The 26,742-nt window shown below is 53.9% G+C and carries 17 protein-coding genes, 3 tRNA genes and 1 pseudogene; 13 read left to right on the forward strand and 8 right to left on the reverse strand.

What is annotated here, in order from left to right:
* Positions 1-39: 39 nt before the first annotated feature.
* The 5 genes and pseudogenes from N7922_RS09725 to N7922_RS09745 all read right to left on the reverse strand — a co-directional run bounded on the left by N7922_RS09725 (position 40) and on the right by N7922_RS09745 (position 5,453).
* Positions 40-1,818, reverse strand: a complete 1,779-nt coding sequence (locus tag N7922_RS09725) for an aminopeptidase P family protein (RefSeq protein ID WP_263100341.1) — start codon at positions 1,816-1,818, stop codon at positions 40-42.
* Between the two features lie 17 nt (positions 1,819-1,835).
* Positions 1,836-3,290: an AMP nucleosidase gene (locus N7922_RS09730; RefSeq protein WP_263100343.1), complete on the reverse strand. Its 1,455-nt coding sequence runs from the start codon at positions 3,288-3,290 to the stop codon at positions 1,836-1,838.
* A gap of 137 nt (positions 3,291-3,427) precedes the next feature.
* Complete coding sequence (locus N7922_RS09735) at positions 3,428-4,405, reverse strand: MDR family oxidoreductase (protein ID WP_263100344.1); 978 nt, start codon at positions 4,403-4,405, stop codon at positions 3,428-3,430.
* Positions 4,402-5,113 (reverse strand): annotated as a pseudogene (locus N7922_RS09740) (TetR/AcrR family transcriptional regulator). The gene N7922_RS09735 and the pseudogene N7922_RS09740 overlap by 4 nt, the downstream one beginning before the upstream one ends.
* Before the next feature lie 151 nt (positions 5,114-5,264).
* A complete protein-coding gene (locus N7922_RS09745) occupies positions 5,265-5,453 on the reverse strand; it encodes a YjfB family protein (RefSeq protein ID WP_263100346.1) in 189 nt (62 codons plus the stop codon).
* 516 nt (positions 5,454-5,969) lie between these two features.
* Here N7922_RS09745 and N7922_RS09750 point away from each other — a divergent pair.
* The 7 genes from N7922_RS09750 to N7922_RS09780 all read left to right on the forward strand — a co-directional run bounded on the left by N7922_RS09750 (position 5,970) and on the right by N7922_RS09780 (position 13,251).
* On the forward strand, positions 5,970-7,523 hold the full coding sequence (locus N7922_RS09750) for an L-lactate permease (protein WP_263100347.1): 1,554 nt from the start codon (positions 5,970-5,972) through the stop codon (positions 7,521-7,523).
* Positions 7,524-7,578: 55 nt separating this feature from the next.
* On the forward strand, positions 7,579-8,298 hold the full coding sequence (locus tag N7922_RS09755) for a (Fe-S)-binding protein (RefSeq protein WP_263100348.1): 720 nt from the start codon (positions 7,579-7,581) through the stop codon (positions 8,296-8,298).
* A gap of 10 nt (positions 8,299-8,308) precedes the next feature.
* Positions 8,309-9,730 carry a LutB/LldF family L-lactate oxidation iron-sulfur protein gene (locus N7922_RS09760; protein ID WP_263100349.1) on the forward strand — a complete coding sequence of 474 codons (1,422 nt, stop codon included), beginning with the start codon at positions 8,309-8,311 and terminating at the stop codon, positions 9,728-9,730.
* A complete protein-coding gene (locus tag N7922_RS09765; RefSeq protein ID WP_263100350.1) occupies positions 9,730-10,425 on the forward strand; it encodes a lactate utilization protein C in 696 nt (231 codons plus the stop codon). The genes N7922_RS09760 and N7922_RS09765 overlap by 1 nt, the downstream gene beginning before the upstream one ends.
* A gap of 142 nt (positions 10,426-10,567) precedes the next feature.
* Positions 10,568-11,113, forward strand: coding sequence for a chorismate mutase (locus N7922_RS09770; RefSeq protein ID WP_263100351.1), 546 nt, complete (start codon positions 10,568-10,570; stop codon positions 11,111-11,113).
* 135 nt (positions 11,114-11,248) lie between these two features.
* Positions 11,249-12,262 (forward strand): AraC family transcriptional regulator, encoded by a 1,014-nt coding sequence (locus N7922_RS09775; RefSeq protein ID WP_263100352.1) that lies wholly within the window; start codon positions 11,249-11,251, stop codon positions 12,260-12,262.
* A 149-nt stretch (positions 12,263-12,411) separates the two neighbouring features.
* The gene (locus N7922_RS09780) at positions 12,412-13,251 is read left to right on the forward strand and encodes an oxidoreductase (RefSeq protein ID WP_263100353.1); all 840 of its coding nucleotides are present in this window, start codon (positions 12,412-12,414) and stop codon (positions 13,249-13,251) included.
* Positions 13,252-13,338: 87 nt separating this feature from the next.
* On the opposite strand, the gene N7922_RS09785 is transcribed toward N7922_RS09780, so the two are convergent.
* Positions 13,339-13,414: transfer RNA gene (locus tag N7922_RS09785), tRNA-Asn, on the reverse strand.
* Between the two features lie 331 nt (positions 13,415-13,745).
* On the opposite strand from N7922_RS09785, the gene nac reads away from it, so the two are divergent.
* Together nac and cbl are read left to right on the forward strand one after the other, a co-directional pair.
* Positions 13,746-14,663 (forward strand): nitrogen assimilation transcriptional regulator NAC, encoded by a 918-nt coding sequence (nac, locus tag N7922_RS09790; protein ID WP_263100355.1) that lies wholly within the window; start codon positions 13,746-13,748, stop codon positions 14,661-14,663.
* A gap of 101 nt (positions 14,664-14,764) precedes the next feature.
* On the forward strand, positions 14,765-15,715 hold the full coding sequence (gene cbl / locus N7922_RS09795; RefSeq protein ID WP_263100356.1) for an HTH-type transcriptional regulator Cbl: 951 nt from the start codon (positions 14,765-14,767) through the stop codon (positions 15,713-15,715).
* Positions 15,716-15,759: 44 nt separating this feature from the next.
* On the opposite strand, the gene N7922_RS09800 is transcribed toward cbl, so the two are convergent.
* A tRNA-Asn gene (locus N7922_RS09800) sits at positions 15,760-15,835 on the reverse strand.
* A 100-nt stretch (positions 15,836-15,935) separates the two neighbouring features.
* Positions 15,936-16,730, reverse strand: coding sequence for a DgsA anti-repressor MtfA (mtfA, locus tag N7922_RS09805; protein WP_263100357.1), 795 nt, complete (start codon positions 16,728-16,730; stop codon positions 15,936-15,938).
* 93 nt (positions 16,731-16,823) lie between these two features.
* Between mtfA and N7922_RS09810 the strand changes: the two genes are divergently transcribed.
* The 4 genes from N7922_RS09810 to N7922_RS09825 all read left to right on the forward strand — a co-directional run bounded on the left by N7922_RS09810 (position 16,824) and on the right by N7922_RS09825 (position 26,313).
* Positions 16,824-16,913: transfer RNA gene (locus N7922_RS09810), tRNA-Ser, on the forward strand.
* Positions 16,914-17,688: 775 nt separating this feature from the next.
* A complete protein-coding gene (locus N7922_RS09815; RefSeq protein WP_263100358.1) occupies positions 17,689-19,779 on the forward strand; it encodes an ATP-binding protein in 2,091 nt (696 codons plus the stop codon).
* 27 nt (positions 19,780-19,806) lie between these two features.
* The gene (locus N7922_RS09820) at positions 19,807-20,457 is read left to right on the forward strand and encodes a DUF4255 domain-containing protein (RefSeq protein ID WP_263100359.1); all 651 of its coding nucleotides are present in this window, start codon (positions 19,807-19,809) and stop codon (positions 20,455-20,457) included.
* A 75-nt stretch (positions 20,458-20,532) separates the two neighbouring features.
* Positions 20,533-26,313, forward strand: a complete 5,781-nt coding sequence (locus N7922_RS09825) for a hypothetical protein (RefSeq protein ID WP_263100360.1) — start codon at positions 20,533-20,535, stop codon at positions 26,311-26,313.
* Positions 26,314-26,742: the final 429 nt, after the last annotated feature.

A 26,742-nucleotide genomic window follows, 5' to 3' on the forward strand; every position in this document is an offset into this window, starting at 1 on the left:
AGGGGCGCATCCGCGCCCCTTTATCTGTTGATGGCGGCGTCACCCGGCCTGAACGCGCAGTGGCGCGGTGGCGGCAAACAGCCACGGGCGGGCCTTGCTGTCGACCAGCGGCGACAGGGTGTCGCGTACCTGCTGATGATAATCATCCAGCCACTGCTGCTCTTGTTCACTGAGCAAACTCCACTCGACCAGGCTTAAATCGATAGGGATCAGCGTCAGCGACGCAAAGCGGCAGAAACCCGGCTGGCTTTCCACCACTTCGACCTGGTTTTCGATGCGAATACCGTAGCGATCGGCCAGGTAATAACCCGGTTCGATGGTCATGATATTGCCCGCAGACAGCGACCATGGGTTGACCTTTTTGGCAATACGCTGTGGCTGCTCGTGGATCAGCAACTGGTGGCCCACGCCATGGCCGGTGCCGTGATCGAAATCCAGCCCTAAATCCCAGAGTGCGCGGCGGGCAAAGGCATCCAGTTGATGCCCGTGCGTACCGCTGGGGAATTGCAGGGTGAACATCGACAAAAAGCCTTTCAGCACGGCGGTATAGTGCAGGCGTTGCGGCGCATCCACCGGGCCAAATGACAAGGTACGCGTCGCGTCGGTCGTGCCGTTCTGGTACTGACCACCGGAGTCATTGAGATAGAGATGGGCACGGGTAATCGGCAGGTTGGTTTTTTCGCTGCTGTGATAGTGGCACATGGCGGCATTGCTGGCGGAGGCGGAAATGGTGCTGAAGCTTTGCTCGATAAAACCGGGCTGTTGCTGGCGGAATTCGAGCTGTTTTTGCTGGGCTTCCAGTTCCGTGACCGGGTTACCGGCCGCCTCGCGGGCCGGGACTTCATGCGTCAGCCAGGCCAGGAAGTTGACCCATGCTGCGCCGTCCTGTCGATGGCTTTCGCGATAACCTGCCAGTTCGACCGCGTTTTTATGCGCTTTGATAAAGGTAATCGGATCGGCACCCCACAGTACCTCGCCACCGTGCTGTTCAATGGCAAAACGCAGTGCGACAGGTGCGAAATCGCCGTCGAGCAGGATCTTTTTACCCGCCGCCACCTGCTGGCAACGGGGCAGAAAGGCATCAACATCGCTGAGCGTCAGTGTGGAGGTGAGCGCTGCGGACAGCGAGGCTGTCTTGGGTGGCGCGACAAACCACTCCACCTCGCCGTTGCGGCCCAGCAGGGCAAAAGAGTGCGCCACCGGGTTCATTGCGATGTCCGAACCGCGAATGTTCAACAGCCAGGCAATATTGTCCGGCAGGGTGATAGCGAGATAATCCGCCCCTTTTTCCGCCAGCACACGGGCAACTCGCGCACGTTTGTCGGCGCTGCTTTCGCCGCTGATCGCAACCGGCATTTCGCGGATAGCCCCACACGGCGCAGCCGGGCGATCGCGCCAGATAGCATCAAACGGATCGGTGGTGAGCGCACTTAACCGGCAGTGCGTCGCGCTCAGCGCCTGATACTGGCTGTTAACCATCAGCAACGGCTCAAAACCGATGCGGCTCCCGGCGGGCAGTGAAGCATTGAGCCACTGATCCAGTGGCTCGTTGTGCAAATGATGGATTTCAAACGCACTGAGATCCACCTCGTTGCGCACCTGCACCTGGTAGCGGCCATCGACGAACAGCAGCGCTTTATCGCGCAATACCAGCGCCATGCCCGCCGATCCGGTGAAACCGGTCAGCCACTGCAATTTATTGTCATGCGGTGCGCAGTCTTCACTCTGATGAGCGTCAGCGCGTGGAACAATAATGCCGTCCAGCTCCAGCGCAACTAACTGGTCACGTAATGCCTGTAGTGGTGAGGGGGATTGCATGTGGGATCCTTTTGTCATTATCGGAACGGCGGTTCGTTAAAGGTGCGGAGTTTACGGGAATGCAGACGGTCGCCTTCCGCGCGCAGCAAATCAATAGCCCGAATGCCGATTTGCAAATGCTCGGAAATCGCCCCTTCATAAAACCGGTTAGCCTGGCCGGGGAGTTTGATCTCACCGTGCAAGGGCTTATCGGACACGCACAACAAGGTGCCATACGGGACGCGGAAGCGGTAACCCTGCGCGGCGATGGTGGCGCTCTCCATATCGATTGCCACGGCGCGACTCAGGTTAAAGCGCAGCGCAGAAGCGGAGTAGCGCAGTTCCCAGTTACGGTCGTCGGTGGTCACCACGGTGCCGGTACGCAGGCGTTGCTTCACTTCTTCGCCCGGCATATCGCTCACCTCTTTGGTGGCGTCATACAGGGCACGTTGCACTTCGGCGATGCTCGGAATTGGAATATCCGGCGGCAGCACCGCATCCAGCACATGGTCGTCGCGCAGATAGGCATGCGCCAGCACATAATCGCCAATCGCCTGGCTTTCACGCAGCCCGCCGCAGTGACCAATCATCAGCCAGACATCCGGGCGCAGCACCGCAAGGTGGTCGCAGATGGTTTTCGCATTCGAAGGCCCAACACCAATGTTAATCAGCGTAATGCCCTGACCATCGGCGGTGATCAAGTGCCACGCCGGCATCTGGTGTTTCTTCCAGGCAAGGTCGGAGACGGCGGTTTCCGGGGCTTCGGTATCGGCTGTGATCCAGTTGCCCCCGGCGCAGGAGAGCGCAACGTAAGGGCTTTCCGGATCGAGGATCTGGCTACAGCCCCAGCGCACAAACTCATCGACATAACGCGTGTAGTTGGTGAACAGCACGAAGGGCTGAAAATGTTCGACCGGCGTGCCGGTGTAGTGGCGCAGTCGCGCCAGCGAAAAGTCGACGCGGCGCGCATCGAAATGCGACAACGGGTAGAGTTCCGTGGGGTGGAACAGCCCATCGGCGGTCTCATCGCCAATTTGCGCCAGTTCAGTGGTCGGGAAGAAACGCGTCAGTCCGGCGCTCATTGAGCGGTCCAGCGTCAGGGCGGAGCCATCAATCACGTACGGGTAGGGGATCTCATGTGCTGACAGGCCCACTTCAATCTGTGCGCCATAGTCCTGGCACAACAGGGTGAGTTGTTCGCGTAAATAGGGACGAAACAGCGACGGGCGGGTCACAGTAGTGGTGTAGCAACCCGAATGGGTAAAACGGGCATAGGCGCGGGTTTTGGGCGGATTCGTTGCGCTGCCGTTCCAGCTTACCGACAGCGATGGATAGACGAACAACCCATTCGCACGGGCTTCGGCATCGGGAAGCTGACCGGTTTCTATATACAAAGCGATGGCGTCGCGCAGGGCGGCGACCGAGCGGTCATACAGCGCTTCAAGCTGATCCAGCGCCTCTTCCGGGGTCAGGTGTGCACCCATATTGTTCATCTTTATCTCCTTATCTGCTCTACGGCTGTACCCGATAGTATGTCACAGGGTCGGGAAACGAAAGCCGGGCACGAAGGGATTCAGAAGAAACGGGTACGCGGGATAACCCGGCGCGACGGCGCGCGCCGGGACAGGGGTCAACCGTGGATGTTAACCAGCGTACGCCCCTGGATTTTGTTTTGCAGGAAATCGGCGGCGGTAGCAGGCGCTTGCGCCAGCGTAATCTCTGTGGCGGCCTGCTGGTAATAGCTGGCGGGCAGCGTATCCGCCAGACGTTGCCACACCGCATCGCGCTGTGCCGTCGGCACCATGACGGAGTCCACGCCCTGCAAACGGACATTGCGCAGAATAAACGGCATCACCGTGGTCGGCAGCGCAAAGCTACCCGCCAGACCGCAGGCCGCGACACAGCCGCCATAGTTGGTTTGCGCCAGTACTTTCGCCAGCACCGCGCCACCGACGGTATCCACTGCGCCTGCCCACAGCTGTTTTTCCAGCGGACGGGTCTCAGCGAAGTCACTGCGCGGCAGGATCTCATCTGCCCCTAACTGACGCAGGAAATCATGGGTGGATTCACGCCCGGTAACCGCCGCCACGCGGTAGCCCAGCGCTTTAAGCAATACCACCGCCGTACTGCCGACACCGCCGCTTGCGCCAGTCACCAGTATCGTACCGTCCTGCGGTTTCAGCCCTGCATCTTGCAGCGCCATGACGCATAGCATCGCCGTAAAGCCTGCCGTGCCTATGATCATCGCCTGGCGCGCGCTCAAGCGTTCCGGCAGTGCAACCAGCCAGTCGCCTTTCACACAGGCCTGCGCCGCCAGACCACCCCAGTGGTTTTCACCCACGCCCCAGCCGGTGAGGATCACGGCCTGGCCCGGTGCAAAACGCGGGTCGCGGCTTTCGTTAACGCGGCCAGAAAAGTCGATGCCCGGTACCATCGGGAACTGGCGAATAATTTTGCCCTTGCCGGTGATGGCCAGCGCGTCTTTGTAGTTAAGGCTGGACCAGTCAATATCGACCCGGACATCGCCCTCGGCCAGTGCGGGGAGGGCAATGTCTTTGACTTCCGCCAGGGTTTGATTCTCTTTCTGTTCCAGAACTAATGCTTTCATGACTGCGTTTTCCTCGTCGGATGAGGTTGATTTTCGGCGGATTATGCCGTCCTGTGCAGGTGTTTATCTTGTTGTAATGCTGTGCCGGAAGAAGGCCCAGTACTGATTTAGCGGCTCTACGGAGCGGAACAGTTTGGCGCGCATCACCGCGCCTTCCCAGCCAGACCAGAAAAGCCGCGCCAGTTCGCCCGTGTCGGCATCCGGGGGTAACTCTCCGCACTGTTGTGCGGCCATCAGACAGTGGCTGACGCGGGTTTCCCACGCTTCAAGGATTGTTTTCAACTGGTCAGGGAAGGTTTCCGGTAAAAGCGGCGTTTCCTGTAGCAGGTTGCCCACCAGGCAACCGCGGCGGAAATCATATTTCGCCATGCCCTGGCCCGCATGGTGCACAAAGGCTTCCATGCGCTGTAAGGGGGCGAGCTGGTCATTTAGCAAAAAGGTGTCCAGTTTATGGGCGAAAAATTCACCGTAGGCGGTCAGCACCGCGGTACCGAATTCCTGTTTGCTCTTAAAACAGTGGTAGAAAGACCCTTTGGGGACCGCGATATTTTTGATCACTGCATCAATACCGGCAGACAGATAGCCGGTTTCGGTGATCACTTCGAGACCCGAGCGAATCAGCGCTTTGCGGATATCGGTGAATTCGCGTTCGACTTTCGGCGGCCGCCCGCGGCGGGGCCTTTGCTGCGCCACTGTTTCGCCATTCATAATTTAGACCGATTGGTTTTAATTGCCGGAAGGCTACGCCGATTTGACATGCTAAGCAAGCGAAGAGAAACAAAAAAGCCCGCACAAGGCGGGCCTGGATTCATTTTTGCCCACCGGCGCGGTAAGACTGAGCGCCGATGGGCAAACCGGATCAGGCGGTCGTGTTGATGTTACGACCGATTGCCGGGTTGGATGGCAATTGCGGGATCTGTTTAATGAGATCCGTTGCAATCGACTGCTGGCTGTCCAGCGCCTTTTTCAGCACCAGCGTGTTGACCTGGTTACTGAGCTGATAGGAATCAAGACTGCTGGCTAATGATGGGATTTGTATTGGATCCATGCATTCATCCTTAGTTATGGAACAAAACAACCTGATAGCAGCTTAAATTATAGCTGCACATTATTATCGGCAGAAATTGCTCAAACTTTAAGCGTGGCGCAGGGTGCAGGCATCCAGCGCTGGTTTTTGTTGCCGAGGGTGAATAAGACTTTTCGCATAAAGACTTTTTTTTAAAGGTTTTGGGAAAACAGGAAAGGTTGTTTCTAAAGTGGGTAATTCTTTGTGTGAAAATAGTGCACCCCCAATAGAGTATTGACAACGCTGGTGGAAAGCATCGAAAGAAATAATAAAAATATTGCAAGATACTCCCTTTTTTCATTTTCAAAATTGCAGGTGGTATTTATTTGCAAAACAAAAATAACATCAGCTGAACGTTCTCTTATCTTTTTTATGCTGATCAAAAATATTGTTTACACTGAAGCGATCCAGCCACTCTTTTTCTAATTGACGGTAAGTTATAAAACATTTCCCATTTGTCATATGAATGCGATTTCGATATTTAATCAGGGACACAAAATGCACGAGTACTTATTGTTTATAGTAGGGCTTATCCCCCTGTTATTGATGGTTTTTTTAATTCTAAAAATTAAAATGCCCGTCCACTATTCTGTTCTGATTACCCTGGCGTTGACGTACGTACTGGCGTTACTTTTCTGGCATACGCCGATGCCGACGCTTGAATCGGCCATCATCTATGGCGCGTTAAAAGGTTTATGGCCTATCGTCATCGTTATTCTGGGCGCAATTTACAGCTATAACCTGATGCAGGCGACCCGGGCGATGGATATTTTGCGCGAAGTGCTGGCCAGTATTAGCGATGATAAGCGCATTCAGGTTCTGCTTATCTCCTGGTGTTTCGGCGGTTTTCTGGAGGCTGCGGCGGGTTACGGCACGGCGGTGGCGATCCCCATCGGCATTCTGGTGGCGCTTGGGTTCCCGCCGCTGAAATCCGCCATTGCTTCACTTGTCGCGAATACCGTGCCTACCGCATTCGGCGCGGTGGGGATCCCCGTCTCTATCCTCGCGCAGCAGGTGAATCTGCCGGTGAATACCCTCAGTGGTACGATCATTTTGCAACTGGCGCTGTTTAACATTCTTTTGCCGTTCGTCATTATTTGTATTATCGGCGGCGGCCTGAAAGCCATTCGCGGCGTTTTTGGCATTACGCTTCTCTGCGGTGTATCGACCTTGATCCCGCAATATTTTGTGGCAGTACATTTAGGGGCCGAGTTACCCGCTTTTGCCGGTAGCCTTGTGAGCCTGATTGCTGTGGCGATTGCCGGACGCATCCGCAACGGAAAGACAGATCCTGCCTGGCTTATCGAAACCCGCCCTGAGAGTGAAAGACCTGTGCGTTCAGCGGCGGTGCTACTGAAAACATGTTCCATCTATATTCTGATTTTTATTTTTATCCTGCTCTGTTCGCCGCTGTTTCCGGGAATTAAATCGGCTGTTTCTGCGATTGCGTCGGTGCTGCATTTCCCGCTGGAAAACGGCACCACGCTCATACTCAAAATTGAGTGGATAGCGACGCCTGGCGTACTCATCATTCTGGCAACGGTTATCGGGGGATTTATTCAGGGCGCTCCGGTGAGCAGCATGCTGCACGTATTTGTAAAAACCGTGCTGCAGCTGAGAAATTCCATTATTGCCATTATGGCCATCGTTGCGCTGGCCACGGTGATGGATGTTAGCGGGCTTATCTCCACGCTTGCGCACGTGCTGGTGAATATAACGGGCGGCAGCTACGTCTTTATTTCACCGATTATTGGCGCACTGGGAACGTTTGTGACCGGTAGTGATACCAATTCAAACGTTCTGTTCGGTAAGTTGCAAACCATGGCGGCGGCAAAACTGAATATCGATCCCACCTGGCTGGCGGCCGCCAATACCGCCGGTGCCACGGGCGGGAAAATGATTTCGCCGCAAAGTATCGCCATTGCAGTGTCCGCCGCGCGAATGGGAGGGCAGGACAGCCATATTATGGCGGGCACCATGAAATATTGTGCTGCCTATATTGTTATTCTTGGCCTGGAAATCGGACTTTATTATTACTGGGTCATGGCATGAATCGTGCGCAATACAGCGCGAAACCAACAACAAATAGAGCAATGGAGTTCTTACCGTGAATGTTAACTTTTTTGTCACCTGCATTGGTGACGCCATTAAATCACGCATGGCGCGTGATACGGTTTTGCTGTTAGAGCAGTTGGGATGCCGGGTGAGTTTCCCTGAAAAACAAGGGTGCTGCGGTCAGCCTGCCATTAACAGCGGTTATATCAACGAAGCCATTCCCGGCATGAAAAACCTCATTAGCGCGCTGGAGGAAAATGATTACCCCATCGTTTCCCCCGCCGGTTCCTGTACGTATGCGATTAAAAGTTATCCCGGTTATCTGGTGGACGAACCCGAATGGGCCGCCCGCGCCGAAAAGGTTGCCGCACGAATGTTCGATCTGACGTCGTTCATTGTGAATACGCTCGGTGTGGTGGATGTGGGTGCACGTCTGCAAGGGAAGGCGGTTTACCACCCGTCGTGCAGCTTGTTTCGCAAGATGGGCGTGAAGGAGGAGCCGTTAGCGCTTTTACATCACGTTCAGGGGCTGGAGCTGCTTCCGTTCAGCCACCCGGAAACCTGCTGCGGCTTCGGCGGGACGTTTTCCGTCAAAATGGCGGAAATTTCCGGCGAAATGGTGAAAGAGAAGAGTACGCATCTGATGGAGAAGCAACCGGATTACCTGATTGGCGCGGATGTCAGTTGCCTGCTGAATATTGGCGGGCGTCTGCAACGTGAAGGCCGACCGGTAAAAGTGATGCACATTGCTGAAGTCCTGATGAGTCGCTGAGGGAAATGTCATGTTTTTAAAAACCAGTCAGGTCGAGTTTAAAACGCGTATCCGCCAGCAGATTGATGATCCCATCATGCGCAACGCGGTGGCGAATGCGCAGGAGCGAATTGGCGGCAACCGTCAGAAGATGGTGGACGAGCTGGGGAACTGGGAAGCCTGGCGCGATCATGCCAGCCAGATCCGCGACCATGTGCTGCAAAATCTGGATGCTTATCTGTATCAATTATCGGAGAAAGTGACCGAAAACGGCGGCCATGTTTATTTCGCCAAAACCAAAGAAGAGGCAACGGACTACATTCTGAAGGTGGCGCAGGCAAAAAATGCCAAAAAAGTGGTCAAGTCCAAATCCATGGTAACGGAAGAGATTGGCATGAACCCGGTTTTACAGCAGGCCGGGATTGAGGTCATCGAAACCGATTTGGGTGAATATATCCTGCAACTGGATCAGGACCCGCCTTCGCATGTTGTGGTTCCGGCCATTCATAAAGATCGCCACCAGATCCGCCGGGTACTTGCTGAGCATCTGGGCTATGGCGGCCCGGAAACACCCGAAGCGATGACGCGCTTTATCCGGCAGAAAATCCGCCAGGATTTCCTCAGCGCGGAAGTGGGCGTGACCGGCTGCAACTTCGCCGTGGCTGAAACCGGTTCTGTCTGCCTGGTGACCAATGAAGGGAATGCGCGAATGTGCACCACGCTGCCCAAAACGCATATTGCCGTGATGGGGATGGAGCGTATTGCGCCGACGTTTGAAGAGGTGGACGTTCTGATCACCATGCTGGCGCGAAGCGCCGTTGGCGCACGGCTGACCGGCTACAACACCTGGCTGACGGGGCCCCGGGAGGCGGACAATGTTGACGGTCCGGAGGAGTTCCACCTGGTGATCGTCGATAACGGTCGTTCAGCGGTGCTCGGTTCGCAATTTAGCGATGTGTTGCGCTGCATCCGCTGCGGGGCTTGTATTAACACCTGCCCGGCGTATCGGCACATTGGCGGGCACGGTTACGGCTCTATTTATCCCGGCCCTATCGGCGCGGTGATTTCGCCGCTGCTGGGAGGCTATAAGGATTTTAAAGATCTGCCTTACGCCTGCTCGCTCTGCTCAGCCTGCGACACGGTCTGCCCGGTGAAAATCCCGCTGTCCAAACTGATTTTGCGCCACCGCAGAGTGATGGCAGAAGAGGGGATCACACCAAAAGCAGAACAACGGGTGATTAAAATGTTTGCCTACGCCAACAGCCATCCGGGGCTATGGAAAGTTGGCATGATCGCCGGTGCCCGTGCGGCCGGTTGGTTGATTAAAGAGGGCAAAGCGCCGGTGAATATCGGCGCTATTAGCAGCTGGACGCAGGCGCGGGATCTCCCGAATGCAGACGGCGAAAGCTTCCGTAGCTGGTTTAAAAAACATCAGGCGCAGGGGAATAAATAATGGATAACCGAACCGCGTTTCTGGCAACAATTGCGCAGGCTCTGGGGCGCGAACCCCGTAACATTCCCGATGCCCGGCCAACGCCTGCCCATAATTATGCGCAGAGCCGGCTGACTGAACTCAGCCAGCAGCAGCGTTGTGATGCGTTTATCGACGTGGCGTCGACGGTCATGTTGGTGCAGTGCGAGCTGACCCGCGAAGAAGACGCGCCAGCTGCCGTACTGCGGTTATGTGAACAATATGGTCAACAGCCGGTGGTGGTGAGCGGCGATGTCCGTTTGGCCGCGGCGGGCATCACCGCCCGTCTGCAGGAGACTTGCCAGGCGACCGTGTGGGATCCGCAGGCGGGCGAGCAAAATATCCGCCTGGCGGAGCAGGCAAAAGTGGGCGTGGTGTTTGCCGATTACGGGTTGACGGAATCGGGCGGGGTGGTGCTCTTTTCTGCGGCGGAGCGGGGGCGCGCCATCAGCCTGCTTCCGGAATCCTCCATTTTTGTGTTGCGTAAAAGCACGATCCTGCCGCGTGTTGCACAGCTGGCGACGCAGTTACATGCCCTGTCGCAACAGGGTACGCGAATGCCTTCCTGCATTAACATTATTGGCGGTCCCAGCTCCACCGCCGATATTGAGCTGATAAAGGTGGTGGGTGTTCACGGCCCGGTCAACGCGGCCTATGTGATCATTGAAGATTGTTGATGCCATCAGCACAGAGAGGCCAGCCATCAGGCTGGTCTTTTTGTTTATATCGGAAATATCCTGAAAAGATAATAGTAACATTAAGTTAATTATAACAATGTAGGGTAATTGTGATGTTTCCCAACCGAGGTGAGGGTTAGTCATGATTCATTATGTGGCCGTTTTTTTGTCGTCACTCTTTATGTGCAGCGCCGTTTACGCCGGTTCAGTGACCACCGTTTCACTCAGCATGCTTTCCTCTACGCTGAATCAGCGCATGGTGCTCATGCGGGATGTGGCTGAATTTAAAGCCGTTCATCATCTGCCGGTTGAGGATCTGGCGCGGGAAGAAAATGTGATTTCCGCTGCCAAAAACGAGGCCGCAGAGGCCGGGCTCGATCCGCAAACCGTTGAGCCTTTCGTCCACGCGTTAATGAATGCGAGCAAAGCCATCCAGTATCGGTATCTTGCGGACTGGCTGGCGACCCCGCAACAGGAGGCATCTGCGCAGACGCTGGCCTCCTCACGAGAGAAAATCCAGCAACTGGATCAGCAATTAATGACGACATTAAGCCAGTATTTACTTACCGGTTCATTCAGCAGCGATGATCTCGCCTGGCTGGAAAGCCAGCTCAACGCCCCCAATCTCGGCAAGGCGGATATCGACAATATGCTTCATGCGCTAACGCAGATCCGGCGCGCCGTCTGATGTACGCTTACCGACAGGCTGGCGTAAACAGCAATGAAGATGGCATGCCTGGCGAGTGAACCGTGCCGCCGTCTCCTTATAATGATGCGTTACTGTGGCAGGGAGGTCTTGCCTGTGAGCCGTGTAGGGTATTTTATGACGCGTAATCAGACCTTTTTTCTGAATATCGGATGGCGAACGCTGCTGAAAGACATGGGGATCCGGCCGGAACATGTACTGCGCCGCGCCGGACTCCCCGAGGACACGCTGTCGCGCGTGGGCGACGGGTTGTCTACTGAGGCCTATTTTCGCTTCTGGCGAAGCCTCGAAGCCGAAGCCGGGCACCCGTTGTTCCCGTTAAAAATCGTAGAGTCGGTCTCAACCGAGTTGTTTGACCCGCCGCTTTTTGCTGCGTTATGCAGCGCCAATTTGTTACAGGCCGTGCAACGGCTGGCGAAGTACAAGCAGTTAATGGCGCCGATGAGCCTTGAGGTGGCTGTTGGTTCTCATGGCGAAATGACCATTTCTCCGCGCTGGCTTTTTGCCCAACACGATGTCCCTCACTCTTTGCTGGTGGCTGAGCTCGCTTTTTTTATCCGCCTGGCCCGGTTAGCGACGCGGGAGCCCGTCAATGCGCTTGCTCTTACGTTGCCTGAACTGCCGCCGACGCCTCATTTGCGCCATGTTGAAGCGTTTTTCGGCGGGACGATAACACAAGGACATCCGGGGATTACGTTTTCCTCAACGGATGCCCTGAGACCTTTTTTGACGGTTAACGAAGGGATGTGGCGCGTCTTCGAACCCGAACTTCGCCGTCGTCTCAGTGAGCTGGATGCCACAGCAACCACCGGTGAGCGGGTACAGGCGGTGTTGCTTGAGTTGATACCCGGTAATGCCGCCAGCATTGACGCGGTTGCGGTACGGTTGGGCATGAGCCGCCGGACACTGCAACGGCGGCTTGAGGAGGAAGGCGAGAGTTTTAGGGCGCTAATCAATCGTACCCGAGAGAAGCTGGCGCGCCACTATTTGCAGAATTCAGCCTTATCCGGCAGTGAAATCGCTTTTTTACTCGGTTTTGAAGATCCGAACTCCTTCTATCGTGCGTTTCATGAGTGGACAGGGCAGACGCCGGACAGCGCACGCCAGGCGCATCTGTTCCCCGGTGGCTGAACCGCAACGGAGCGTGGCGCATTTCGCTGGCGGATTGGCGCGTGTCGCCATAGTGGCGGCGTGGATCCCTGTATAGAGTGGCGGTTATGCAGTGCTGACTGTGCAGGTCAGCCGTCACGAACCTCATTCACGCTATAAGGATCCGTTGTATGAATTCCAAAGTTGCCCTGGTGACCGGTGCCTCGTCCGGTATTGGTGAAGCCACCGCCATCAAGTTACAGTCGCTCGGTTATACCGTCTATGCGGCTGCCCGTCGGGTTGAACGTATGCAGCCTCTGGCGGCGGCCGGTATGCATATATTGCCGCTGGACGTAACCGATAATGCCTCATTACAACAGGCGGTGACGACAATCATGACGCAGTCCGGGCGCATTGACGTGCTGGTCAACAACGCCGGTTATGGTTCGTATGGCGCAGTAGAGGATGTCCCTGCTGATGAAGCGCGGGCACAGTTTGAGGTGAACGTCTTTGGTGCTGTGCGATTAACGCAGTTATTGCTTCCGCACATGCGTGCACAGCGTTCCGGGACCATCATCAATATCACCTCGATGGGGGGCAAAATGCACACCCCGCTGGGTGCCTGGTATCACGGCACCAAGTTTGCGCTGGAAGCGATTAGCGATTGTTTGCGGATGGAGGTGCAGCCCTTTGGCATTGATGTGGTGGTCATTGAACCAGGCGGCATTAAAACCGAGTGGCCCGACATCGCCGCAGAGAAACTCCTTGCTGTTTCCGGTCACGGGGCATATGCCCGTCAGGCGCATGCCATGGCGAATTCGATGATCGGTGATGCCAGCAAGAAACGGCAGTCGCCGCCAGAGGTCATTGCGAACACCATCGCCACGGCACTTAGCGTACGTCGACCTAAAACACGCTATGTGGTTGGTTTCGCGGCAAAACCAATGCTGTTTTTGCGCCGACTGTTGTCCGATCGCGCGTTTGATGGCTTTATGCGGATGGCGACAGGGATAGCGCGACAGAAGACGTAAGGTGAGCCAACACGCATGGGGCAGGAAAACCAGCCGTCGGCGATCGCAGAAAAGCAAAAAGCCCGCTAAAAGCGGGCTTCTTAAATTTGGCTCCTCTGACTGGACTCGAACCAGTGACATACGGATTAACAGTCCGCCGTTCTACCGACTGAACTACAGAGGAATCGTGTGAACGGGGCGCATATTAACGGCGACCATCGGGCTTGTCAAAGGCTGGATTGCCTTAAGCCGATCGTTTGCTGACAATTTCGGCAATCTGATGGTGGGATAAGCACTTACCGCTGTGTGTGCACTGATTTGGTGCAAAATACCCCTTATGGGGCAGATATCAAACCACTGTTTTAGTAATAATTCCCCGGGGTGTAATTAGAAACACTTATTATCCAGCCTGTTAGGCCGCAATTTTCTCCCTGACTAAAACTGGCAAGCATATTGCAACTCCTCCGACGACATAACATCCGGTGTTGGCCCGGTAATCCGTAACAGGAGGCAAAATGAACTTAAGACGACTGAAATACTTCGTAAAAATCGTCGATATTGGAAGCCTGACTCAGGCCGCCGAAGTATTGCATATTGCACAGCCGGCGCTGAGCCAGCAGGTTGCCACTCTGGAAGGTGAGCTGGATCAGCAGTTATTGATCCGCACCAAACGGGGAGTGACACCGACGGAAGCAGGGAAAATTCTCTATACCCATGCGCGAACGATTCTGCGCCAGTGCGAACAGGCGCAGCTGGCAGTGAACAGTGTGGGGCAAAGCTTGCGCGGTCAGGTTTCTATCGGTCTTGCGCCGGGGACGGCGGCATCGTCCATCACCATGCCGTTATTGCAGGCGGTGCGCACAGAGCTGCCGGAAGTCACTGTTTATTTGCATGAAAACAGTGGTGCGGTGCTGAACGATAAATTGCTGAGCGGGCAACTGGATATGGCGGTGCTGTATGAGCGCGCGCCGGGCGCAGGCATTAACAGCCTGCCGTTGCTGAAAGAAGATCTTTATCTGGTCGGTACACGTGATTGCCCGGGGCAAAGCGTGGATTTGACCGCCGTGGCTGAGATGAACCTGTTCCTGCCGCGTGACTATAGCGCGGTGCGTCTGCGTGTGGATGAAGCTTTTTCGTTGCGCCGCCTGACGGCAAAAATTATCGGCGAAATCGAATCCATTGCCACGTTGACAGCGGCGATTGCCAGCGGGATGGGCGTGACGGTGTTGCCAGAGTCGGCGGCGCGTTCGCTGTGCAGTGCGACAAACGGCTGGATGGCGCGCATCACCACGCCGTCCATGAATTTACCGCTGTCGCTGAATGTGTCGGCGCGGGGTTCATTGTCGCCGCAGGCACAGGCGGTAAAAGATATTTTGATGTCGTTGGTTAGCCGCCCGGCAATGGAAAGCCATGAGCTGCAGTTGGTGAGCTAATTATTATTCCTTAATGGAATAAGATGCTGGTTTTTATTATTTGTTCTGCCAGGCCACAGACTTTAACAATAGCGTCATGTCTGATGGGCCTGGAGGAAAGGGTGAATTTCCAGCAATTAAAAATTATCCGCGAGGCGGCGCGGCGGGATTACAACCTGACTGAAGTCGCCAACATGCTTTACACCTCGCAATCCGGTGTGAGTCGTCATATCCGTGAGCTTGAGGAAGAGCTGGGGATAGAAATTTTCATCCGTCGTGGCAAGCGACTGCTCGGCATGACTGAGCCAGGTAAAGCCCTGCTGGTCATCGCCGAGCGTATCCTTAATGAAGCAAGCAACGTGCGCAGGCTTGCCGATCTCTTTACCAACGATACCTCCGGTGTATTAACCATTGCGACCACCCATACGCAGGCGCGATACAGCTTGCCTTCGGTGATCAAAGCTTTCCGCGCGCTGTTTCCGGAAGTGCGTCTCGAATTGATCCAGGGCACGCCGCAGGAGATCGAATCACTGTTGCATAATGGCGGGGCGGATATCGGTATCGCCAGTGAACGCCTGAGCAATGACAACACACTGGCGGCGTTTCCGTGGTTCCGCTGGCATCACAGCTTATTGGTACCCAGCGATCACCCTCTGGCGCAGAGTTCTCCGCTGACGCTGGAGGAGATCAGCCGCTGGCCGCTGATCACGTATCGTCAGGGGATCACCGGGCGCTCGCGCATCGATGAAGCGTTTGGTCGTAAAGGATTAATTCCTGATGTGGTACTGAGCGCGCAGGATTCTGATGTGATTAAAACCTATGTTGAGCTGGGGCTGGGCGTCGGGCTGGTGGCGGAGCAGTCCAGCGGTGAAAATGAAGAAGGGAAGCTGGTGCGCCTGGATACGCAACATCTGTTCGATGCCAATACCGTCTGGCTGGGGCTGAAACGCGGTCAGTTACAGCGCAATTATGTCTGGCGATTTATTGAGCTGTGTAATGCCGGGCTGTCGGTGGAAGATATCAAGCGGCAGGTGATGGAGCCGGACGAAGCGGTGATTGATTACCAGATCTGAAAAGCAAAAAGCCTGCTTAGTTTCCTGAGCAGGCTTCTTAAATTTGGCTCCTCTGACTGGACTCGAACCAGTGACATACGGATTAACAGTCCGCCGTTCTACCGACTGAACTACAGAGGAATCGTGTGAACGGGGCGCATACTACTGGCCCCTATCTGCTGTGTCAATACTAAATTTAACCTACTGATTCACCTGGCTAATTAAAGCACAGGCTGCCGTTTTAATGCACTCTGTTCACGCTCTCGCCGTAGCCAGACTGGCCGCGCAGGCGACCAAGCGGGTCCTGGCCGTAAAACTGACAAAAACGCTGCCACAGCGCCGGGAAACGCGGGGCGAACAGCTCTGGCGCGCTGAAGAAATACTCGGACAGTACCGCAAAACACTCTGCCGGATCGGTTGCTGCATAGGCATCAATGCTGGCCGCGCTTTCCCCCACCAGATCGATCTCATCCTGGATATTGTCCATTGCAGCGTGCAGATCATGTTCCCAGCCTGCCACTTCACGCAGCGGGATCAGCGGAATACCGCTGGCGCGATCGCCATTGCGCGTATCGAGCTTATGCGCGACCTCGTGAATGATCAGGTTAAAACCGGAAGCGTCAAACGAGTCCTGAATATCCAGCCAGTTGAGAATGATCGGGCCTTGCTGCCAGCTCTGCCCGGACTGCACCACACGCTGGTTATGCACCAGCCCGATATCGTCTTCCCACTCGTCGTCTACCACAAACGGCGCAGGGTAGATCAGCACTTCATGGAAACCGTCCAGCCATTCCAGTCCTAATTCAAGGACAGGAAGACAAAACAGCAGGCTGATGCGCGCACTTTTCAGCCCATCCAGTTCAAATCCCTGCAAGGGAACCAGCCTTTTTTGTTGCAAAAAACGGTCCGCCAGTTGAACCAGTTTGATCTGTTCATCCGGCAATAAATTCGCCAGCACAGGGGCGTTTAACGCTTCTTCCCACGGGAATTCCACCTCATCGGCGGATCCTTTCGTTTTCCAGGGCCACTTTATCATCGCTTTGCTCGCAAACTCGCCACTTGAACCAATTTAACGGGACAGGGTCTGTTAAAATGCCAAATTACCTGGCATCATGGCAACTGTCTGTACGGAGAGATGCCAGAGCGGCTGAATGGACCGGTCTCGAAAACCGGAGTAGGGGCAACTCTACCGGGGGTTCAAATCCCCCTCTCTCCGCCACTTCCTTTACCCCTTTTACCCATCGCGTTATCACCCTTTTTCTTCCGCACCTGAACGTATGAGCTGACCGTAACCACCTGACTTTTTTGTGGTGTTTCAGGCTCAGACAGCGCAACGCGGATACGTTATCACCCCGCCCGCCTTTCCGGGTAGCGCTTTGCAACGATGTCATTCATTTTGTGAACCAGGTCGTAACCCTGGATGCATCGTGGCTGGCTTTGTTTCATACGCGTACGGGGTGTTGCTGCACCGTCGCATTGAAGGTAAGGCTTTTTTACTGCTGTTGGATTAGCGCGCTTTGCTTATTCATAACGTCGCAACGAAATAATGCAAGGCATTTCTGAATAAGAATTTTCACGTGGCTTTTTGCAGGCGTTTGAATCGATTGTAATATCCGATTATGCACGCCGGTATTAATTTTCTCTGGCGCTCTCTGATATTCTTTAAATTAGCGTTTAATGATAGTGGCTGTGTGTTAATCGATAATAAAAACAGCGAGATACTCATTTATTGCTCAATTCAGGTTAACGCGCTTTAGCGCAGGACGGGAACCGCTGCAGGTTATCGGGATAATTTGCATTTCGCAGGTTGACTGCCTAGCTTTTTATTGTCAATAGAGCGATATACCGATACTCGCCACATTCTCTGTTAATAGCGTTGAATCAGGGAAGGGCGGTAGCCTGTGTTGCGTAATAACAACCTTATAATTAATTGATTTAATTAAAGGCGGGAAGCGTTGGCATAATAAATACATAACTCAGGAGCGGCAAACAATATGACGCAAGAAATATCCTGTGAGGGTGTAGATGAGAATGTGATCCCGGCGTGGAATTACGCCGTACTGCGCGACCAGTTTGAGCGTATCGAAAATGCGCTCCTGCGTTATCTACGCGCTGTGCACCAGCGTGTGGAGGAGTATTCACATAAAGCGCAAGAGACGATGCCCTCTACGCTGCAAATGGATATGTTTGTGCGGTTTCAAACAAAGGTGCCCGCTTGTGATATCCCGGTGTGCCAGCAAAGTTTTCGCGAAGCGGAACGTGCGGTGATCCCCCCTGAGAGCCGGCTGGCATTATTGATGACGCGTTTTGGACTCAATTCATTTGAACGGGATGCATTGTTACTGGCGCTGATGCCGCTGGCGAATGGAAATGCCAGTTTCCTGTTTGCTTGTTTACAGAACGACACGCACGAAAGCTGGCCTGGTCCGGAACTGATTCTTAATCTTCTCTGCCGTGACGCCATAGAGCGTCTGGATATGCAGGCCTGTTTATCCCCATTTTCCCCACTGGTACGGTATGCGTTGGTGTTCAGCGGTGACCCGGAGAGTAATAACGATCAGGCGTCGTTCTTACAAGGAAGCATGCATATTTATCGCTATTTATCCGGCAGAGACTCGCCGCTCGGGCAGGCTTGTTGTCGCTGGCTGGAACCGCCAACGGAGGTGGATTTATTTCCCGGCGTGACGAAACAAGTACTCCACTATGTTTATCATCCGGCCCCCGCATTGCTGATTTCACTGGCAAAAGGAAGCGCGGGCTCTCGGCAGATGGTGTTGTCGCGAGCAGCCGATATCGCAGGCCGTAAACTGCTGTTGTTTGATATGGAGCAAGCTCCCACAGACGAGACGCAATTTTGCCGCTGTTTTGTGGATGTGCTGCGGGAGTCCACGCTGTATGCCGCAGGTCTTGTCCTTCATGGATTGCACCAGGCCTGGCAAAACCATGCTGATTTACGCAACTGGATGAGTGACCGCATTCGTGAACATCGTTTCCCGCTGTTTGGTTTGAGTGAAACAGGTATTCCTCTGGTGCCGTTGACGGACGTTGCCCAGGTGCTCATTGAAATGCCGCAGAGTTCGACCCAGGATGAAGCACGACTGCTAGACCGTTTCCTGCAACGCTATCGGGTTGAAGCGGATGTGGACACGCAGATGCTGGTTCGCCGATTCAGACCCCCTCCGGATACGCTGCTCCAGTCGCTCAGCGATGCGGATGCCTATCGGGAATTGCGGGGAGCGGATGCACTCTCTGTCGATGACCTCTGCCGGGCTTTCCGGCAGCGTTCTCAGCAGGCTTTCGGTGGGCTTGCCACACGAGTTGAGCCCCGGCGGACGTTCGATGATCTGATCGTCGCCGATGGCCTCAACAAGCAACTGGAGGAGGTGCTGGCTGCCGTTCGATTTCGTGAGGAGATGCTCGCTCAGGGGTTTGCCCGCAAGATTGCCTATGGAACCGGTGTTAGCGCGTTATTCCATGGCGATTCCGGAACGGGGAAAACACTGGTGGCGGAAGTGTTAGCTGGTGCGCTGGGTGTTGATATGATCAAAATCGACCTTGCCACTGTCGTTAATAAATACATCGGTGAAACCGAGAAGAATCTGGCGCGCATTTTTGATATTGCGGAAGCGGATTCCGGATTACTGTTCTTTGATGAAGCCGATGCGTTATTCGGCAAACGGAGTGAAACCCGGGATTCTCACGACCGCTACGCGAATATTGAAATCTCCTATTTATTGCAGCGTCTTGAAAGTTATACCGGACTGGTCATTCTTGCCACCAACAATCGCTCACACCTGGATGAGGCATTCACCCGTCGGCTGAGTTTTATTATCCGTTTTCCATTTCCCGATATCACACTACGCGAACGAATGTGGCGTGGCATCTGGCCTGCCGAAATCCGCGTGGCGGAGGATGTGGACTTTGCCGCGCTGGCGCGCCGGGCTGAAATCACCGGCGCTAACATTCGTAACATTGCATTGCTGGCATGCTGGCTGGCTGCCGACAATCAATCGACATGTGTGGAACTCAAGCATATCGAACGTGCGCTGCAACGTGAACTTGCCAAGATGGGGCGTGTCGTCTGACCCCGCACTCTCTACCGGAGAACTTCTATGTCAGATACTACTGCTACTGATGCAACTGTGCCTGCAATTGCTTCTGATACCACGCTGATTGAACTCAATGTCGCCATTGAGGCGGCATTACGTGAGTATTTGCCAACGGATGTCGCCATCCGTTTCGATCTGCCACCCAAAGATTCAACACCCGATGTTCCAACCGTGTGCGTATTTCTCTACGACATTCAGGAAGATTTACAGTTGCGGGTCGGCGAGCGCAGGCAGTACGTCTCTGCAACCGGGCAGTTTGTGCCGGGGTATGTCAACATCCGCTGTTGTTATCTGGTCACGTACTTTGAGGTGGCGCAAAGCAGCAGCAGTGACTCACCGTCTAGCCAGGCCAATAGCCAGTCGTTGATCATCATTAATAATGTACTCAACGCGTTGGTTAATCACCGCTCGTTCTCCTCATTGCCTGGTGCATATTTGCGCGTCATTCCGCCTTCTGAGCAACTCAATAGTCTGGGAAACTTCTGGCAGGCGGTCGGTAATACGCCGCGGCTATGCCTCAGTTATATGGTCACTGTGCCGCTGAAACTGACCGATCTGCAAACCACTTACGTTGCCGTGAACACGACGGAAGTCCAGTCTGCGCTACTGCCTGACGATGATGCGCAAGAAGAGACTGAGACAACAGGGAGCTGAGTCACGCCGCTTTATTCTGTAAGGGAGAGTGCCACGATGCCCGACTATGAAAAAAAAACAGACGAAGGCCAGCGTGTGACGGGGGCGCGTAAGAAACGTCGTACGGGACGAGGTGGGAGGCGAACAGGGGCGGTATTCCAGCCCGTGGAACCGGATCCTGCTGCGGATGAGGAGTGGCAGCGTGGAGGGGCCGATCTTCGTGCTGCCTGGGAGGCATGGCAGGCACAACAGGAGGTGGCGCCACAGATTGAACCCTTTCAGCCTGGTAATCTTCGGCAGCGGTTGACCGCGCTACTCTATCTGCTTGATGTGACAGGGGCTGGCCCCAGGATGCCGCAGCGTTTTCTTCCACCGACGCCTGACCCCTTTGCCAACGAAGCGCGTGACGTGGATCCGCATGTGTCCGAAGATACGTCCCCCTTGTCTGAGCCCGCGGCCACGTCCGCCGGTGAACGCCCGCAGTATGATTATATTGCTCTGACCATGCTCGGTGGGACGGCGGCTGCGCAGGTGGGGCAGCCAGGCATAACCGACCGTCTTGCCACTATCGCCCGCATGAGCGGCATTCTGATGGCCGGAACCTCCGCCATGATGACGCGAAAAGGCGCAGGGATTGCGGCGGGCGCTTCGGCATTGCTGGGAAGCCTTTCGTATGCCGGGTACTTACTCTTTGGCGAAAAAAATGCTGAGCAGGGCGGTAGCCCACTAAGTCTTGAGGAACTGGCTGAGCTGACCGGTGCCCTGACTGACGAAGAGCGTGCGCTGGTTGACGAGCTATCCCGCCTGTATAAAGCGCCAGTGAGCGAGCCTGAAGAGGCTATCTATCCCTTTAATGCCAGCGAGATAGCCGAACTGGAGCAGATAGCCGAGGAACTGGACGCTGAATTCGAAGGCGCTGCCGTCACATCTGCGCCTCACGTCCGGGTGAAACGGTGGGGCATAGGTGGGTTGAGTGTGTATAACCCGCCAAAAAAAACGACCACCACCACAAAAGCGCCAGTCAGAGCAGAGCCTGCTACAACAACCACTACCACCACTACCACCACTACCACCACGACGACAACCACAACAACCACACCGCCACCCGAGCCTACGATGGCCATGTCGGAAACCCGGCAGGCATACTGGGAGCGCCGCTATGAAGAAGTGGCGGAAGATTCCCCGGAAAAATTCTTTTTCGATTTGCTCCGTACCGAGCCGGAAAAATCCCACTGGGATATTCTGGCGGCGCCGAGAGAGAGCTTTCCGTTGCAGGACACCTGGATAACCCGGATGGATAGACTGAAATTAGACAAATTTCCGCATGAATTCCGTAACAAAATTGAGGAGGCATCTCGCGATGCAGCCAAAGCTCCGGGGGTTAAAGCGGGTATCGCAAACCTGCCTGATGACTCATGGCTGCATCTGGGGAAATACTATTTGTTGTTCTACCAGAAGGTGATGTCGCTGTGGACGAATTTCATTCTTAACCTGGCAGTGGACGATGCTGAAAAAAGCGAGGTACTGGTAGGGCGGCTTCAGGAGTTGACGACAGATCTTAATCGCGAATTTCATGACAGGGTGATAAATACTACCGCATTGGATACGCTCTCCAACAGGGATAAGCAGCTTAGGAAACGGACTGAGCAATTACGTACATTCCACGCACATAAATCGTTGTCTGATACGTTGAAAAATGAAACGCTGGTATTCAGTCCAATTATCCCTACAACGGAAGTCTTTTGGGGACACTACAGTTTGTCCTATCTCGATAAAATCGACCTGGCAAAATTTACGCCGCGATTTCATCCCATCCTGCGGTCTTTCGTGGTTTCTCTTATTAACTTTATAAAGGGCAGGGGAAATACGTTCGATCTCGTTGGCTTTTATACCAATCTGGGTATCTTGACCCTGGAGCGACTGATAACGGCTCTGGAGGAGAAACAGGGAGAGGATGCCTACAACTATGCGGTGCTGGATGAGCAAGTGAGTCGCATTATTCGGGAGAATATTGCCGGGATTTGGAATATCCCAATGTTGAAGTCATATCTGGGCAGATACAACACTGCCAGGAGAGATATTAAGCCGCTACTGGATGCCTTGCTTGGGAAGCGCTTACCGGATAATACCGCAATGACTACCGACACTGCGTTGTCTGCCACGGCGGACAACACCACCACAACCGCCTCTACAGCAACGGCACTGGAAGCTGACAACAGCGTTGACTGGGAAAAAATCAGCAGGCAAATGGAAGCCATGCCGCCGTTACCGGAGCATTTCAGTCTCAGTGAACGTATGCTGGGCGAGCTTAAAGGAAAGCTGGATGATTTTTTAATGGACATGACCGGCTTTCTTGATGAGGGTATTTTAAACCCCGACAGTTATATTGATGCGTTTACCCGTGAATCGTTGCGTATTCATCAGCAGGACCAGAAGTGGTCGCCGGAAAGCCAAATCACCGTCAAGGAAATTATCTATCATCTGTCCGGCGGGCGGGCCGCAGAAATACACGAGACGATTCCCCATACCTATTCCCTTCGCGACATTGTGCGCGGGGTACCACGCAACGAACTTGGCACGGCCTATTCCGACAGCAATATTCTCTGGCCTGACGCTTTCAGCCAGCAGCTGCGCGACAGGCTGCTGAAAATAGATCTTTCTGTCGACCGGAAACTGAATACGGTGTTTGGCGAGGGCAAATCACGGGTCGAAAATGTTTACAGAGTGATGACCACACGGGCCGCGCTGGCCTATCTCAACAAGAAAAAAACGACGCCCGGAGGAACCGGGGGAGAATACCATCAACACTATATTGATGCGGTAAAACAGTTCCTGGAGGGGAAAACGCAGGCCGAAACCGTGGAGTGGCACGGCAGCACGCTCACTAATCTGATGTTCATTCCGGTTCCATCCTCTGGTGTGCTGGGTAATAAGAAAATCGGGGTGATGCTCTCACTCTGGGATACCGACTACTATGAGGTTCCCTGGCCGGGTCTGGGTGAGCAGCAAAAAAAAGAAGGGCCGGGCAGAAAAAATCCCCCGCTGCTCATCGTTGAAAACAGGTCTGACTTCAGGGCCTTTATCGAAAAATACCGGACAATCGGCACCGGGAAAGCCCTGAAGAATATTCCTGACAGATTCGATTTTTTGCCTTATCACCATGATGCGCCGGAACAGCACACGGATATTAACTTTCAGACCAGCTATAGCCTTTATAATCCGCCGTTTACCACCACCTCCAGAAGCCGTAAGGCGCTGATCGACACGCTGATTGCGCGGCAGAAGAACGACCTCGCCGATCTGTATGATGAGCTGATTAATACACCCGCTGAACATTTGCGGGCGGTTGTTCACGAGCTGGTGAATACGTTAGCCGTGATGTCCGGGTTGCTGCTGATGGTGGGAGGGATTGTGATTGGCGGGCCGGCCTTGCCGTGGATTGCGGCCTCAATGGCGACCACACTGCTGCTGGAGGTGGTGCCAACTATCGTGCTCTATTCGCAGGCGGATGACGATGAAGAGCGCAAAGTGTATATGCATTCCCTGTTAATGGCCGTGGCATTTGAGATGGGGGGCAATCTGGCGGGCGTAATGCTGGAACAGACGCTCCGGGGTGTTTCACGGCTTACACGTCTTGCCGTCACCGCGCTACCGGACACGTTGCCTGGCATGTATAAGCTGCTGAAAAATAAAATGCTGCAGGTGATCGAAAAAACGGGGGTACGACGTTTACGGTTACGAAAAGGCGTTACCACGTCGATAAGCCAGGAAGGGCTCGAGGATCTGGACAAGATGGTGAGGACGCTCAAAAAGCCCGCGCCGCCACCCGTGCCAAAAGATATTCCTGTTGAATCTGCGCCAGATGTGGTGCCGCCTGTCGAGTCTGAACCTGTTGCGGGTCCCTCCGGCCGACTCGCTCCTCCCGCCAGGGTTCAGGAGGAACAGGCTCTACAGGGAAGAATGATGGCGATGTCCGATGTTATTAGTGAAATGGATAAAATGCGCTTCGAATCGAATGTGCGCATTGTGACTGCCTGGAAAAAAGGCAGCACAACCCATGAAATTACGAACAGCTATTATATCCGCGGGCTGCGCAGGCAGGACCGGGTGGTGGTTCAGCTATTCTCTGACAAAGGTGATTTATCTTATATCTATTTTGATGAGGATGAGTGGCTACAAATCATGGCGAATAAGGCTCAGCAGTCAGATGACTGGTTGCTGGCATATTACGATCTGGACAGTACAGCGGACATATCCTGGGGGAGTAAAGGGCAGTTAAAACCGTTGACGCAGTTAAACAGTGAACTCCCCCTGGAAGATTACCCGCAGGAAGGGGTCCTGATCTACGCGTCACAGGCCTATAAAGACAGTGTGGCCAAACAGGGGGTGAGTTTCGAAGCGATACAGAAATTCCTCGATCAGTTACATCTTCATGAGCAAAGCCCGGCCGGAGAAAATAGCCTGTCGACTATTATCAAAAATGCAATTGAAGAAAGTGATGACTTACAGACTACATTACGGCGGGTCCCACAGTTAGACGACATACCGAAAGCATGGAAAACGTCCGACCCCGAAGATGCGCAACTGATGAAACGGATCCAGGAAATAAAAGATCTCGGCCCTGATATCACCCACTTCCGGCCTTTAATTAAGGACCTGCCTTTCAGACAGAATAATCCTCAACTGAGTGAGGCGCTTAAGTCATTTTATACAAAATCACTGCATACCGATCCGAACTTTAAAGTGATTTCGTCGGATTTCCCGCGATTGAAGGCGAATAACGGAGGCGGCAAAGTATCGATGGCGCAGTTAAACATTATCGAGCAGGCATTTAACCAGGTACATGACATCGCGGATAAAGTGCAGGCACTCCTTCTTGAAGCCAAAAATAATAATACCTTGCATGAAAGAATTCTGGTGATACTGGCGAAATTCCTCAATACCACCGACAGTAAAATTCTCGGCGAGGCTTATGAGCGGCTGAGTATTCTTGGAGAACGGCTTCAGACGTTTGCCCGCTATCATGTCGAGGAGACGAAACTCGGACGCGTTGTCCTCGTAAAGAAGGTCGATGCTTCAGAGCCGGTTGTTTTTGCGTATGTTTATCAAAAAGATCCCACCGCCCGTATCATGGTCGTGTTACCCGATATCTTCGAGGATAAAGCGGTTATCGACACGATTATTCACGAGATCTCCCATCAGGCGACCGGCACGGAGGATTTTGTCTATATCAGTGATATTCCCAAAAAATATACGCCGTTCCTTGCACATCACGTCTCATTCGGCACCTACCCGTTTGAACCGGACAGCGCACATGTGCCGCTGGGGCGTGCCGGTCAGTCTTATGGCACCACCGGGGTTGAACGCCTTAAGCCGGTATCGGAGTACGACCGCGCCCTGGCACAGGCGCGGGTGAGATTTCTGCCGATGGAGAGGGCAAATGCGAAAATGGGTAACGCTGATTCGCAGGTGATCCTGTTTCTTGCGCTGTTTAATAATTTTGAGTTTGAGAAAGTACCTGTTGCCGGAACAGATACATACGTCTGGCGTATTAAACCTGTTGAGGACGCGGTTGCACGGTCAAAACGCGATGTGCCGGATCAACGCGATATAACAGAGCCAGTCGACCTGCCGGAAGCGACGACGACTGCAACACCGGAAACCCCGGCGTTATCGCCGCAGGAAGCGCTGGTTGTGCAGGAATATACGGAGCATCTCCTTAATGTGGCACTTTTCCAGGCCAGTGAGTTTACGGTCGATGATATCCTGACCGAGGAGGAGATAAAAATGCTTGGCCTTGTCATCAGTGAACTGGCCAGCACCACACAGGTCACTCCCACACAGGTCACCCCTTCCGACGACGTCACTAACCCGTAATCCATGCCCTGCTGCAGAAAACAGTCTGCGGCCGGGCTGGCGTATTGGGCCAAACGCTATGATGAGGCGAAAGAAGGGAACAAGGCGAAAACGTTATTCGGTATTCTTAAACCCGGGTCGCAACCTGCAGGTAAATATAGTCTGGCTGCGCCGCAGGAAAGTTTTCCAATGAGAGATACCCGGTATACGAGAATGGATCGATTCATCCAATGGTTCGGTCGATTAAAAGAGAAAGAGATGGCAGCACATTATCCACTTTTGTCCTTCAGAGTGGGGGCTTGCGAAAGAGGATCGGCTGACGGATCTCGAACCTGATGAATATGATATCGACTGGAATATTCCTTGAAATAATAACATCGCACTAGTAAATATATAGGGATTTATTTATCTTGTTGTTTGTATTTGTTGTTTTTAATGAAAATAAAAATA

Origin of the sequence: Kosakonia sp. ML.JS2a (genome assembly GCF_025642095.1) — a bacterium.
In the GTDB taxonomy this organism is placed as follows: Bacteria; Pseudomonadota; Gammaproteobacteria; order Enterobacterales; family Enterobacteriaceae.